Below are 12391 nucleotides of genomic sequence, written 5' to 3'. Positions count from 1 at the left end.
AGCTTTCCTCAATCAGTCAAAAAGTGGCGTGATGTAGTCGTTACCCAGTCGGCCCTGCGGGTCGAGCTGGCTGCGCAGGGCGCGGAAGGCGTCCCACTGCGGATAGATCTCACGCCAGTTGTAGCGTTCTTCATCGTAATATTTGCCCCAGTGCGGGCGTCCGCCCTCTTCGGCCAGCAGTTTTTCCACTTCAGTCAGGAAGTGCAGTCCTTCCTGTGACAGCGAGCCATCGTCGGCGTAATAGACCACGAAGCCGAAAAAGCAGGTTGGCTGGTCAGCGGCCGGACTGAGCCAGGCCGATGATGCACCGGTGCAGCGCAGGATAATCGGGTAGTGCATATGCGGACGATTCGTGGCATACCACTGCTTAATGCGGCGAATGATGGCCGGGGTTTTTGCCAGCGGCACGCCGATTTCCACATTGATCTGCGGCACCGCAATGCCGCGGCAGAAGAGCTGGTAAATGTCACCGGTAACATCGGTGAAATCGCGAAAACGGGTGACGGTGCGAAACTGTTTTCCCCCTTTGCCCTCAATCTGCGTATCGCGGTGCATATGCGCCAGCGTCTGGTCGATGGTGTCGTTGAGGCTTTCATCAACTTCGCCCTCATGTTCCACCACCTGACGACCCTGCGCTTCGTAGCGCTGACGCTCTTCGCCACTCGCCTCATGGGCATTCCAGACATGCACCAGATTGTCATCGACAAACCACCAGGCTTTGCTCAGCGGATAGTCGTTGTTCCAGCGCAGCAGATCCTCTTCAAGGGTATCGGCGGAGACGGCATTTTTGTGGCAGGTGAAGATGCTAAACGGCTGGGTACGCAGGGTTACCGCGGTGACAATCCCTAATGCCCCCAGTGAGACCTGCGCTGCCGGGAAGTCAGTGTCGCCACGAACAAATTCGCGCACGCTGCCATCGGCCAGCACCATCCGGATGGCCAGCGCTTCGTCGGCAATCGAACTCTGCTGCAATCCCTGGCCGTGCGTTCCGGTCGCCATCGCGCCCGCCAGCGTCTGAATCGCAATCACGCCTGGCGATGAAGCCAGCATGCGGTTCATTTCGGTCAGGCTGCGATAAACCTGCTCAAGCGGGGTCGCGCCACCAAAGGTCACGCTCTGTTCATCACTGGCAAGCTGGCCGCTCAGTGCGCTGAGATCGAGCAGCACATCGTTATCACTGACATGCAGCATACGACCAGGCGACAGCTTGCTGCCGATCACCCGAATCTGGCCGTGTGACTCCCGGATAAGTCTCTGTAATTCCGCTTCACTGGCGGGACGCTGAACCTGGTGACGGCTGCCGATTTGCGCATTCTGCGCCCAGTTCCACAGCGCATCATCATTGGGTTCAACATGGGTGTGGCGAAGCGGATAGAGGCGTGCGTCTCTGCTCACAACAGCATTCCTTATTATTGCATTTTAATGACAAGTGTTAGTAAGCGTAGACTATCGCTAAGCGGAGCCCGATCTGCGGGCATTTATTTGCGGATATAGCGTAACGTTGCGGTTACAGCCAGTTGACGATTGCGGCGAATACTCTCTGCTTCGCTGTTGTCCGGGCTGAACAGGGCGTTGAAGGTGTAGCGGTTTGAGACGTGATGAACGCAGATACTGCTGATCAGGCGATGGACATCGATGGTCTGCACATCGGCAGTGAACACGCCCTGTTGCTGACCGCGTGCCAGGATGTCATCCAGCAGATCCAGCGCGCTGCGGTTAAGGGCTTTAATCTGCGGCGACTGAGTGATGTAGCGCCCGCGCAACAGGTTCTCACTGCAGACCAGCCGGATAAAATCGGGATGTTCGACATGGTAATCAAAACTGGCTTCTACCAGGCGGGTCATGGCCAGTTCCGGCTCCATCGCTGCCAGATTCAGGCCGGTTTCATGCTGACGTATCTGCTGATAAACCTGCTCCAGCACGTGGATATAAAGCTGCTCTTTATTGCCAAAGTGATAGACCACCATACGTTTAGTGGTTTGCGCATGCTCAGCAATCTGCTCCAGCCGGGCACCCTGCATACCAAACTCCGCGAAGGTTTTCAGTGCGCCTGCGATGATGCGTTTTTTCAGCCCTTCAGGATCGTTTTTACGTTTTGTTAGCTCTGACATGGTGCTCAATAAGGTAATTATGACCGGGGAATGTTATCACAGTGTTGAGAGGCTGCCCGCAATCACGGGCACGGCAGATGCGGCAACCTGGCACAGCCAGGACGATTACAGGTATAATCCCGGACATTATTTCACAGGTTCAGAGACGACAATGACAAAACTCACCTTGCAAGAGCAGATGCTGAAAGCGGGATTAGTCTCCAGCAAAAAAATGGACAAGGTTCAGCGGACAGCGAAGAAATCCAGGGTTCAGGCACGCGAAGCCAGAGCGGCGGTGGAAGATAACAAAAAAGCGCAGCTTGAGCGCGATAAGCAGCTTAACGAGCAGCAGAAGCTGGCTGTGCTGTCGAAAGAGTACAAAGCGCAGGTCAAACAGCTGATCGAAATGAACAAAATTGACGTGGCAAGAGGCAACATCAGCTTCAACTTTACCGACAACAACCTGATCAAAAAGATTATGGTGGATAAACTGACGCAGACTCAGCTGATCAATGGGCGTCTCGCCATTGCCCGCCTGGCGGCTGATAATAATGGCGAGAGCCAGTACGCCATCATCCCGGCCAGCGTAGCGGATAAAATCGCCCAGCGTGATGCCAGTGCCATCGTATTAAACAGTGCATTAAGCGAAGAAGCACAGGACGAAGATGATCCTTATGCTGATTTCAAAGTGCCTGATGATTTGATGTGGTAACAGCGCGCTGACGCATTCAGAACGGGCTGGCGGCAGAGAGCTGCATCGTGCGGCCGCTGACAGGATGAACAAACGTCAGTCCGCTGGCGTGCAGCATCAGTCTCTTTATCTGCTCTGCGCCAGGCAGCAACAGCCCGCCATAGAGATCACAGCCCAGAATCGGGTGCTCCAGCTGCTGACAGTGAATGCGCAGCTGATGGGTGCGCCCGGTTTCGGGCATCAGTTCAACCCGCGTGACCGGCAATCCCTTTCCCTCTTTTTCCTGATAATAACATTCCTGATAATAACCGCGTTCCATGACCCGGTAGCGTGAGCGCGCGGGTTTCCCCTGGATCGGGCAAATCACCATCCGGGGGAACTGCGCCGGATCTTTCGCTATCGCGGCATCAATAACGCCTTCGTCATCGGCAAGGTGCCCGCACAGTAGTGCCTGATAAGTTTTACGCACGCTGCGCTGGCTGAATTGCTGGCAGAGGGCCGCGTTAATCGTTTTGCTGCGTGCGACGACCATCAGCCCGGAGGTGCCAAAATCGAGCCGATGAACCAGCGTGCAGCCAGGAAATAGCTTCACCAGCCGATGATGCACCGAATCGAGGTTTTGCGGATTTTTACCTGACAGGCTCAGCAAGCCGCTGGGTTTATTGATCACCAGCAGATGTTCATCCTGAAAGAGGAGGGTTATCTCATCAAAGCAGGGCGGGGCGATAAACGTATCAATAATGGCAGACATCGGGCAACCGGCAGGTAAGTGGCAACGGATCATAACCGATTGGCCGGTCACTGACGATGCCGCGCACAGCCCTTATTCTTCGCTGATCGTTTCCCCGCTTTGCGTGAAGAGTGACTGACCAGCCTGCTGCGTTTCAAATTTGCCATGGGCAGCAAATACGGAGCAGACCGTCGCAGCCAGCAGCGTGAGGAGAATGGAAAGTTTCATGGTGGCATCCCATCGTGAATTTAAATGCAAGCCTGACAGGAAGGGTGGCAGAGACAAACAGAACAATCCGGAAAAAAACATTTAGTATTTTCTATTAGCAAGTTACGCAGTTTTTAGTGATAAATTCGGGCAGTTCTCTCTTTTACGACTACAGTCTCTGGTGAGGTTGTCATCAATTCGTATCTAATGGAGGATTTTCTGTGTTATTTCAAAACAACGAGAAAGGCCACGTCATTATTGGCGAAGCGGCACTAAGCCTTGCCCTGGGGGAAAAAGAAATCAGTATCGCAACACTCTTTACTCAACTGGGTTATATGGCGAAATCTGAAAGCAACGCTGATCGGCTGACGAAAATCGCTGAAGCCAGAAGCTGGCTGAGTAGTTTTAAGTCACCGGCGATTGCACAACAGCAGGTGCCGTACCTGCAGACGCTTGCAAGCCTGAACGAAGGGCTGAACTAGCAGTAACTGAACTGATGCCAGTGGACGTAGCCCGGCTCCGGCCGGAAAACGACGAAGCGGACGACCTCATCGGTTGCGCGAAAGCGTATACCGGCCGGAGAAGCTGTCAGGGACGACAACCCTCTCGCCAACGCGTTCTGTACAGACCGATCGTGATTCTTTTCTCTCCTCATTTCAAAACCAGTCGAAATATAAAGCAGGATAATCAGGCGCGAGCCAGCTCGTTTCAACTGTCATGGCCGATAATATTATCTTCCTTCTGTTTACGGATGCTCGTCTGACAATGTCATTCCCGCGTTAACCGTTGCGGCTTTATATCTTCTGATTAATCAGATCACGTATTTGTCTGAAGAGGCGGTTATTTTAGCCAGCCTCAATCAATTAAGGCTGGCTCTGTTCACGTTCAGACAGAATTACAGACTCGCTAACCGTTAAAAGCTTTCCCAGCTTGAGTCTGCGGATGCCGTCACAGGCATCGCGGGCACTAAACGTGGCGCAGGGACAGGTGCGGTCCGGCTGACGCTGTTTTGCCCGGGAGAGAGACGGAATACGGCCACTGCTTTCTCCAGTTCGTCTGCCTGAGATTCCAGTGAGCTGGCTGCGGCGGAGGACTCTTCAACCAGCGCGGCGTTCTGTTGCGTCGTGGTATCCATCTCGGCCATTGCCGTGGCGATCTGCGAAATGCCGCGGTTTTGCTCGTCAGATGCGGCAGCAATTTCACCCATGATGTCTTTAACCTGACTGACAGAGCGGACGATGTCATCCATGGTGTTACCAGCGCGTTCCACAAACTCAGAACCATCATGAACCCGATCAAGTGACTCGCGTATCAGCGTTTCAATCTCTTTGGCGGCCAGTGAACTGCGCTGGGCCAGATTTCTGACTTCACCGGCAACCACCGCAAATCCGCGACCCTGCTCACCGGCTCGTGCCGCTTCAACTGCGGCATTAAGGGCCAGGATATTGGTCTGGAAGGAGATGCTGTTGATGACGTGAATGATCTCGCCGATTTTGCCTGAACTCTGGCTGATGTTGTTCATGGTTTTGATAACGTCACGGATAATCTCACCGCCGCGTCCGGCATTCACCGACGCGTCTGTCGCCAGCTGACTCGCATGGTGAGCGTTTTCCGCATTCTGTTTCACCGTTGAAGAGAGCTCTTCCATGCTGGCCGCGGTCTGAACCACTGCGGCAGATTGCTGTTCTGTGCGGGATGAAAGATCGGTATTACCTGCTGCGATTTCCGCCGAGGCACGCGCCACGCTGCTGACGCCATCACGCACGTTGGTGATGATGCTCTGCAGGCTGATGTTCATTGCATCTACCGCCTGCATCAGCTGACCTAACTCATCACCCCGTGTGGTTTTCAGTGAGGTTGTTAAATCACCCGCGGCAATACGTTGCGCTGCGTTCAGCGTCTCTTTTAATGGCAGCGTAATGTTGCGGGTGATCCGCCAGGCAATCAGCAGACTCAGAACAACACAAATCAGCGCCGCAAAAGCAATGCGCCACTCCGCCTGTTTGATAAATTCAGAGGATAGCTGGGACTGATAGGCAAAGGTATCGGATACCGCCGCATTAAGCCGCTCTGCGGTGGTGGTCAGGCCCGCCGATTCGCTCTTTTCTTTCTCTGTCGCATCGACATAGCGCGTTAAAGCCTGACGTTGCTGCGCCAGGGTGCTGAGCACATTTCGTGTTACGTCATTAATATTCTGCTGGGCGAAAATATCCAGTTGCTCGCTCAGGGTGTTGATCGCGGTGTATTCTTCTATAATCGCCTTTCTGCTGGCCTCAGACGGCTTATCGAGAAACGCTTTTTCCACATTGGCTGCATCAAACAGCGCTGCGGCCAGGTGCATAACCGGCAGCGCCGCGTCGGGTGTCAGGGCCATATCGAGTGATTCAAACTGATGCGCAAGCGCAATCAGGGCACCCGGTTTAATGGCATCAAAGGCGTCGTTTGTCACCTGCGCAGCAGTCACAAATGTCTGGCGCTGATTCTGATATTCGTTAAGTAACTCTCCCATCAGCGTGACTTTCTGCTGGCCCATCTCATCCCATTTAAATCCATCCAGCCGTTTATAAAGGGCATCTAACTCCTTCAGGGCCTGAACGTTCTGCGTGGCAAATTTGGGATCTTTGGTGTACTGGTAGAGAGTGCGGTTAAGGCGTGCCTTGCTTAACGTGTTTACCATCTCCACGGTAATCGTGCGCCGGGCAGAGTTATCTTTAATACTGCGAAAACAATCGAAAGCGATAAAGGTAATGGCGAGGGAGGCAGCAATGACGACGATAAAACCGACGCCCAGTTTTTTCCCAATTTTAATATCGGAGATGCGTTGAGCAAGGCCCATAAGGTTCACCTTTAGTGAGATATCAGAAGCAGAGAAGAGGCTGTTAAATATTTCAAAGATGATCTTCTTATCGTCAGTTTCAGGTGAAGCTTTAATATTATTTATGAGTAACTGAGAGACTAATTAATTAGATGTATACTGTTTTTTTGCGAAATTATCTGGCTGCTAATCGTTTTTAATTTTATTATTAACGTCATGAATAACGATGATATTTTATGATTTTTGCTTTTTTTTATAACATTAATCATATTTTTTTGATGTTGATCACAATGGTAATGGTGACAGCGTGAGTGGATGTGGCTGATTATTTTTAAAGTGATGTTTATTGGTGTGATTCATATTCAGATGATGAATAAATCTGTAAGGCTAATTAATTGCCTGCACTAAACGCTGAGCGTGAGGTTTGATGCTAAACGCTCGCCTAAGATCTGCTTTTAGCGTCAAAATTTCATGAAAATGATATTCAGATTAAGAAAAATAGCGCGAGGAAAACCGGCCAGCGCGCGCTTGTAACCCGGTAGCCTGCCCAGCGTTATCTGCATCGCGCCAGAAAATCTCAACGTGACCAGAAAGCAGGCATCACTTATAAAATTTTTCGGCCTTATCACTACTTACGATCTTCGCCAGCATCCGCTAGAGTAGAAACCCGCCTCTTAATTGAGAGTACAGTCAATGCCCGATTACTGTTTCTACACCCACGGCAAGCAAATCGTTGTTCTGGAAAGATCAGAGGTAAACCGCGCCCTTGACCTGATGGTGCAGGGTTATAAGAAAGAGATCGAGGAAGTCCATGCCATTGATGAAAAGCAGGCCATTGGGCGCTTTGCAGATATCAGAAAGAACAATGATATTGATCGACACAACTTTCTGGCAGGTGCAAGTGTGATGCCGCTGATCGGCGTGCTAACAGCGATGGCGGCGTTTCTCTTCTGGCGTAAAAAATAGTTCTGCGTCTATTCAGGTATTCAGAAAATCATTCACTGACTTACTGACTTCAACATCGCAGCGCACTAACACCGGAAGCTATGCCCGGGCATGACCCTAAAAGGATTTAAATGAAAAAGCGCATCCTTATACTACTTACTATCGCTTTAGCCGGTTGTGCGCCTCTCACACCACACGAATGCATTAAAAAAAGCGCACTCGAAACCTGCAGCTATAACCGTTCCGGAAAAGTCGGGGACAACGATATCTATGGTCAGCAGGCATCTGGCATTAAAAAAGCGCTGGATGCTGCACTATCAGAGCCGCACGCCTGGAAGGGGAAACGCTGTAATGCGCATCTGGATTTCAAAATTGATGGCACCCTGGATAATTTTATTATCAAAGGGGGCGATAAGGATTATTGCAACGCGCTTAACGTGGCGGCAAAACGCGCCAGATTTCCGGCGTTTACCGACCAGCATGTTTTCGATGTGATGGGATCAGCGCGCTGGAATATGGAAGGACAGCCCTGACACGCATCACGCCTGTTAAATCAGCACACCAGACAGCCCGCAATCGCGGGCTGTCTGGCCTCCCAGCACCACCATTATCAGAACTGATAAGAAACGCTGACATTCAGGTTACGTGGCTCACCGTAAACGTAGCTGTTCATATAGCTGTAATATTCACGGTCGAAGAGATTATCGACGTTGGCCTGTACGGCAACCTGCTTATTCACCTGATAGCGGGCAAACAACGAGGCCAGCGGGTAGCTGCCCTGATATACCCGTACGCTGTCGCCGCTGGCATTGGTCACATCTTTAAACACCCGGTTCTGCCAGTTAATTCCGCCACCAACGGTGAGCTCGGGGATCGTGGCTAACTGATAACGGGTGAAAAGCTTGAATGAGGTTTGCGGCTGATAGCTGTTGAACCGGCCACTTTTATCGCGTGCCACATAGCGGGTTGCGCCAAAGGTCAGCTGCAGATTATCGGTCAGCGCGCCATTCAGCTCGAACTCGGCACCTTTACTCACTGCACCTTTGGCGGCGTCATAGGCCTGCTCATTGCCGCTCAGATAAATGCCATCAATCGCCTGTCCAACGTTATCCTGCTCGATGCGGAAAATCGCCACGCTGGCGGTCAGCAGGCCATCGTTCCAGGCGGATTTCAGACCGGTCTCGTAACTTTTACCGGTCACTGGTGAGAGGTAACTGCCGTGAGTATCGCGATAAGTCTGCGGCAGGAAAATGGCGGTGTAGCTGCCATAGGCGGACCAGGTGTCATTAATGTCATACACCAGCCCTGCATAAGGCGTGGTGTTATTTTTAGTCATCTCTCCGCTGCTGCCATGGGTGCTCCACTGGGTATAGCGAGCGCCAATAATCAGCGACAGCGGATCGGCCAGCGACAGACGTGCAGCGCTATAGACCGATTTATGACGAACAATGTCATCATCGTTGAGATACCAGCCCTGCCATTCAGGTTCCGCTACGTTACCGGTCCAGCGATTATTGAAAATCCCCATATCGGCGGCAGTGATTTCACCGGCCTGCGCATCGCTGAATCCATCCTGACTGTAGGCGGCATTATGCTGGCGGCTGTAGCTTGTTCCGGCCATCAACAGGTGCTGACGTCCCAGCAGTTCAAACGGGCCGCTGGCAAAGCCATCGATTGAATCCATTTTACGCTTGCCGCGATCCATACTGCCGTAACCGGTGGTGCCGTCACCGCTCTCCTGATCGGGATTGCCCATCACATAGAGCAGCTTATCGCTGAAGGTATTCTCAGCATGCGTGCCGTTGATATGAATATTCCAGCCGTTATCGAAATTATGGTCGATATCCGCAAAAACTTTGCGCGAGTGAGTGTTGTAACGCGTCCAGTTAGCTGACGAATTCAGGCTGCGGTCGTAATGTGTCGTGGCGTTGTTACTGTAAAACATCGGCAGGCCACCCCAGGTTGGATTGCCGGTGTTGTCATCTTCATAGTCGTAGCCCAGTGATAGCGTCGTCTTCTCGGTAAGGTCCGCATCAATCACGCCATAGATGAACTTTTTGGTTTTTTGATAGCGATCCAGCCAGCTCTCCTGATCGGTATAACCGGTCACCACGCGGCCGCGCAGGCTGCCATCGCTGTTAAGTGGGGCAGAGAGATCCGCCACGTAGCGCTGCTTGTTCCAGCTGCCATAACTGGCACTCAGCGTACCGGTCGCGGTTTTGCTATCAGCATGTTTACGCACCATATTGATCGAGGCCGAAGGGCTGCCCGCTCCGGTCATCAGACCGGTCGCACCGCGCACGATTTCAATACGGTCATAGATTGCCGTGTCGGACGCCGCATCACCGTAATTCCAGCTATCGTTAACCGAGGTCGGAATGCCATCGAAAGTGAAGTTGCTGACTTTGAAGCCGCGTGAATAGTACTCGGAGCGTTCACTGTCGATCAGATTGGTTGAGATACCGGTGGCGTTGGTCAGCACATCATTAACCGATTGCAGATCCTGATCCTGCATTCGCTGCTGCGTCACCACGCTGAGTGACTGAGGCACATCTCGCGGTGTCAGCATTAATTTGGTGCCCGCGCGGGTGGTCTGCACCGCGTAATTCTGCTCACCGCTGTCACTGGTTTCGTCAGTCGTGGCGCTGACCACCATATCCTGCGATGTCTCCTCTGCCGCCATGGCGGGGTGGAAAAGGGCGTGTATCGCCAGCGTCAGTAATGAGACGTTGAAGCTGTTTCTGAAACCTGATTCCCTGCCACTACGAGCCATAAAATTTTCCATTAAAAATTGGTATTGAGTTAAACCGTTGTGTCTCTGATTGTTATTTTTTATCTACTCATATTCTGGAGAAAGACGCCCAGCCAGCCATGAGAACGCCAATGATAATCATTTGCTTTATAGATTCCGCAAAGGATTCAATCGAAAATGTAACTTTATGTTAATTATTTATAATTCAATGTGATAAGCAGATATAAAGCCTTTTAGTTGCTGATGTTTACGTAATTTCAAAGCAGAAAAAGGGCATTCAGGCGGTAAAAAACGGGGCAGTTAAGCGGTTTAACGCGGGTTAAATGACCGGACAGGCATGGATAGCAGCATCGTCATTTGATTACTGGCTGTTAATGCGTATGATTCTCATTCTTTATTCCCTGACGGAGTTCAGCATGAAATCGTTAAGCCCGCGCAAAGCCGCTGTTGCCATGGCAGTTGCCGCTGCCTTTAGCCTGACAGCGTGTCAGGCACCAGCTAAAAAAGCCGATGCGCCTGCCGCTGAAGCCCCAAAACCGGTTAATACCGCAGTGACACAACGCGCTCTGGGTGATGGTCTGTACGAAATGGCTTACTCCCCTGCGTCAAAAGCGTTGTTTGTCGCCAGCGCGCAGGCGTTTAAGGATGTGAACGGCGGCATGATCTATCGTCTCGATCCGGCCACGCTGACGACCAAAGGCGAAACGCATACCGACATGAAAAACTTCGGTACCGCTATCGATGAAAACGGTCAGGTGTTCTACACCACCAACTCACTGGATGGCGCGATCTCCAAAGTGGACGCCCGGAGTGGCAAAGTGCTGCAGCGTCTGGTATTCCCGGGCAAGATCAGTAAAGAGGGCTATCCGGCTGGTGCGCGTGAAGTCCTGTGGCACGGCAACGAGCTTTATGTCGGTCGCGTAGCCGAACCGGGGTATATCTCCGTCGTGGATACCCGAACCTTTAAGCTGAAAACCGAGATTAAAAACGCCGGGAAATGGGTCACCGGTATCATCTATTCCCCGCTGACTGAGCGCATCTATGCGGCCAATGGCTCGGGTGAAGTTCTGGTGATCAATCCACGCAGCCATAAAATCGAGAAGCGCTGGACCGCAGGCGATGGCAAAGAGTATCTGTTCCTGAACATGGCGGAAGATCCTGCGACCGGTCGCCTGTTTGTTACTGACGACTCCAAAGGCAAAGCCACGCTGATCTTTGATGAGCGCACCGGCAAAGTGATCAAGCGAATCGAAGGCGATGCGATGGGCATCAAGTTCAACGCTAAACGCAATGAGCTTTACATCAGCCAGCGCGAATCGAAGAAAGTGCTGCAACTGGATGCCACCACCTACGTGGTGAAAAACAGCTGGTCGTTTGACAAGAATCCAAACAGCCTGTTGATTGGCCCGGACAACAATACGCTCTATGTCACCCTGAAGGCGGAATTTAACAAAGACTCCTCCACCAAAGGCACTGACGAGATTGCCCGTATCGCGCTGCCGTAATCACGCGCTAATAGCGTCACTCTGCCCTGGCAGGGAAGCGATGCGAACAAAATTAAAGCCCGCTCCGGGAAGCCTGAGCGGGCTTTCTTATTGATAACAACGCCTCACATCCTCTCACCCCATAACCAATCCGGTACAGTTCGCAAAACGATGAAGGTTGTGTGGATTCATCACTGACCCGGCTGAACGCTTCTCTCACTTTGCACTAAAGACACAGGCATCCGAAATCCCTCTGCTTCACACTCAGTTATCGCTTTACACCTATATAGTATTTGACCTATATTAATAAGGAGATCCCGTGTGGATGATTAAAACGACGGAGAGGTTTGATCGCTGGTTTACCTTGCTTAATGAGAGCGATCGCGCCTGCGTACTGGCAGCATTAATGGTGTTGCGTGAAAAAGGGCCGGGGTTGTCCAGGCCATACGCGGATACGCTAAAAGGCTCTGTTTATATCAACATGAAAGAGCTGCGTATTCAGAGTCGCGGCGATCCGATAAGGGCTTTCTTTGCTTTTGACCCAAACCGAACGGCGATTGTGCTTTGTGCCGGAAATAAGGTGGGCAATGAAAAGCGTTTTTATCGGGAGATGCTTCCGGTTGCCGATCGGGAATTTACACACTGGCTGAATAGCTTTAAAGATGAGGAGTAACCAG

The 12391-nt window shown here is 51.8% G+C and carries 12 protein-coding genes; 6 read left to right on the top strand and 6 right to left on the bottom strand.

Annotated features, from left to right (window positions below; translation table 11 throughout):
- Positions 1-12: 12 nt before the first annotated feature.
- Complete coding sequence (locus AC0T7J_RS04530) at positions 13-1395, bottom strand: D-arabinono-1,4-lactone oxidase (RefSeq protein ID WP_473792438.1); 1383 nt, start codon at positions 1393-1395, stop codon at positions 13-15.
- A gap of 83 nt (positions 1396-1478) precedes the next feature.
- Positions 1479-2111, bottom strand: a complete 633-nt coding sequence (locus AC0T7J_RS04525; RefSeq protein ID WP_473792436.1) for a TetR/AcrR family transcriptional regulator — start codon at positions 2109-2111, stop codon at positions 1479-1481.
- A 151-nt stretch (positions 2112-2262) separates the two neighbouring features.
- Here AC0T7J_RS04525 and AC0T7J_RS04520 point away from each other — a divergent pair, with 151 nt between their 5' ends.
- Positions 2263-2802 (top strand): DUF2058 domain-containing protein, encoded by a 540-nt coding sequence (locus tag AC0T7J_RS04520; RefSeq protein WP_010247968.1) that lies wholly within the window; start codon positions 2263-2265, stop codon positions 2800-2802.
- A gap of 16 nt (positions 2803-2818) precedes the next feature.
- Here AC0T7J_RS04520 and AC0T7J_RS04515 read toward each other — a convergent pair whose 3' ends face one another.
- Positions 2819-3532 carry an RluA family pseudouridine synthase gene (locus tag AC0T7J_RS04515; RefSeq protein ID WP_473792433.1) on the bottom strand — a complete coding sequence of 238 codons (714 nt, stop codon included), beginning with the start codon at positions 3530-3532 and terminating at the stop codon, positions 2819-2821.
- Positions 3533-3604: 72 nt separating this feature from the next.
- Positions 3605-3739 (bottom strand): hypothetical protein, encoded by a 135-nt coding sequence (locus AC0T7J_RS04510; RefSeq protein ID WP_022624981.1) that lies wholly within the window; start codon positions 3737-3739, stop codon positions 3605-3607.
- Between the two features lie 200 nt (positions 3740-3939).
- Between AC0T7J_RS04510 and AC0T7J_RS04505 the strand changes: the two genes are divergently transcribed.
- Positions 3940-4200, top strand: coding sequence for a hypothetical protein (locus AC0T7J_RS04505; protein ID WP_064703676.1), 261 nt, complete (start codon positions 3940-3942; stop codon positions 4198-4200).
- A gap of 431 nt (positions 4201-4631) precedes the next feature.
- On the opposite strand, the gene AC0T7J_RS04500 is transcribed toward AC0T7J_RS04505, so the two are convergent.
- Positions 4632-6554: a methyl-accepting chemotaxis protein gene (locus tag AC0T7J_RS04500; RefSeq protein WP_473792431.1), complete on the bottom strand. Its 1923-nt coding sequence runs from the start codon at positions 6552-6554 to the stop codon at positions 4632-4634.
- A 672-nt stretch (positions 6555-7226) separates the two neighbouring features.
- Between AC0T7J_RS04500 and AC0T7J_RS04495 the strand changes: the two genes are divergently transcribed.
- The gene (locus AC0T7J_RS04495) at positions 7227-7499 is read left to right on the top strand and encodes a hypothetical protein (RefSeq protein ID WP_473792429.1); all 273 of its coding nucleotides are present in this window, start codon (positions 7227-7229) and stop codon (positions 7497-7499) included.
- Between the two features lie 110 nt (positions 7500-7609).
- Positions 7610-8011, top strand: a complete 402-nt coding sequence (locus AC0T7J_RS04490; RefSeq protein ID WP_473792427.1) for a cell envelope integrity TolA C-terminal domain-containing protein — start codon at positions 7610-7612, stop codon at positions 8009-8011.
- Positions 8012-8088: 77 nt separating this feature from the next.
- On the opposite strand, the gene fhuE is transcribed toward AC0T7J_RS04490, so the two are convergent.
- Entirely contained in the window at positions 8089-10251 is a 2163-nt protein-coding gene (gene fhuE, locus AC0T7J_RS04485; RefSeq protein WP_473792425.1) for a ferric-rhodotorulic acid/ferric-coprogen receptor FhuE, read from the bottom strand.
- Between the two features lie 395 nt (positions 10252-10646).
- Here fhuE and AC0T7J_RS04480 point away from each other — a divergent pair, with 395 nt between their 5' ends.
- Both AC0T7J_RS04480 and AC0T7J_RS04475 read left to right on the top strand, forming a co-directional pair.
- Positions 10647-11735: a YncE family protein gene (locus AC0T7J_RS04480; protein WP_473792423.1), complete on the top strand. Its 1089-nt coding sequence runs from the start codon at positions 10647-10649 to the stop codon at positions 11733-11735.
- 298 nt (positions 11736-12033) lie between these two features.
- Positions 12034-12387, top strand: coding sequence for a type II toxin-antitoxin system RelE/ParE family toxin (locus AC0T7J_RS04475; protein WP_069025145.1), 354 nt, complete (start codon positions 12034-12036; stop codon positions 12385-12387).
- Positions 12388-12391: the final 4 nt, after the last annotated feature.

It is taken from the genome of Pantoea sp. E956-1 (genome assembly GCF_982223955.1).
This window is presented reverse-complemented; position numbering and strand designations above follow the sequence as displayed.

What these genes read in the sequence shown, in the direction of transcription:
- AC0T7J_RS04520 (WP_010247968.1), top strand. Translation starts at nt 2,263, where the DNA reads ATGACAAAACTCACCTTGCAAGAGCAGATGCTGAAAGCGGGATTAGTC.
- AC0T7J_RS04510 (WP_022624981.1), bottom strand. Translation starts at nt 3,739, where the DNA reads ATGAAACTTTCCATTCTCCTCACGCTGCTGGCTGCGACGGTCTGCTCC.
- AC0T7J_RS04490 (WP_473792427.1), top strand. Translation starts at nt 7,610, where the DNA reads ATGAAAAAGCGCATCCTTATACTACTTACTATCGCTTTAGCCGGTTGT.
- AC0T7J_RS04480 (WP_473792423.1), top strand. Translation starts at nt 10,647, where the DNA reads ATGAAATCGTTAAGCCCGCGCAAAGCCGCTGTTGCCATGGCAGTTGCC.
- AC0T7J_RS04525 (WP_473792436.1), bottom strand. Translation starts at nt 2,111, where the DNA reads ATGTCAGAGCTAACAAAACGTAAAAACGATCCTGAAGGGCTGAAAAAA.
- AC0T7J_RS04495 (WP_473792429.1), top strand. Translation starts at nt 7,227, where the DNA reads ATGCCCGATTACTGTTTCTACACCCACGGCAAGCAAATCGTTGTTCTG.
- AC0T7J_RS04515 (WP_473792433.1), bottom strand. Translation starts at nt 3,532, where the DNA reads ATGTCTGCCATTATTGATACGTTTATCGCCCCGCCCTGCTTTGATGAG.
- AC0T7J_RS04500 (WP_473792431.1), bottom strand. Translation starts at nt 6,554, where the DNA reads ATGGGCCTTGCTCAACGCATCTCCGATATTAAAATTGGGAAAAAACTG.
- fhuE (WP_473792425.1), bottom strand. Translation starts at nt 10,251, where the DNA reads ATGGCTCGTAGTGGCAGGGAATCAGGTTTCAGAAACAGCTTCAACGTC.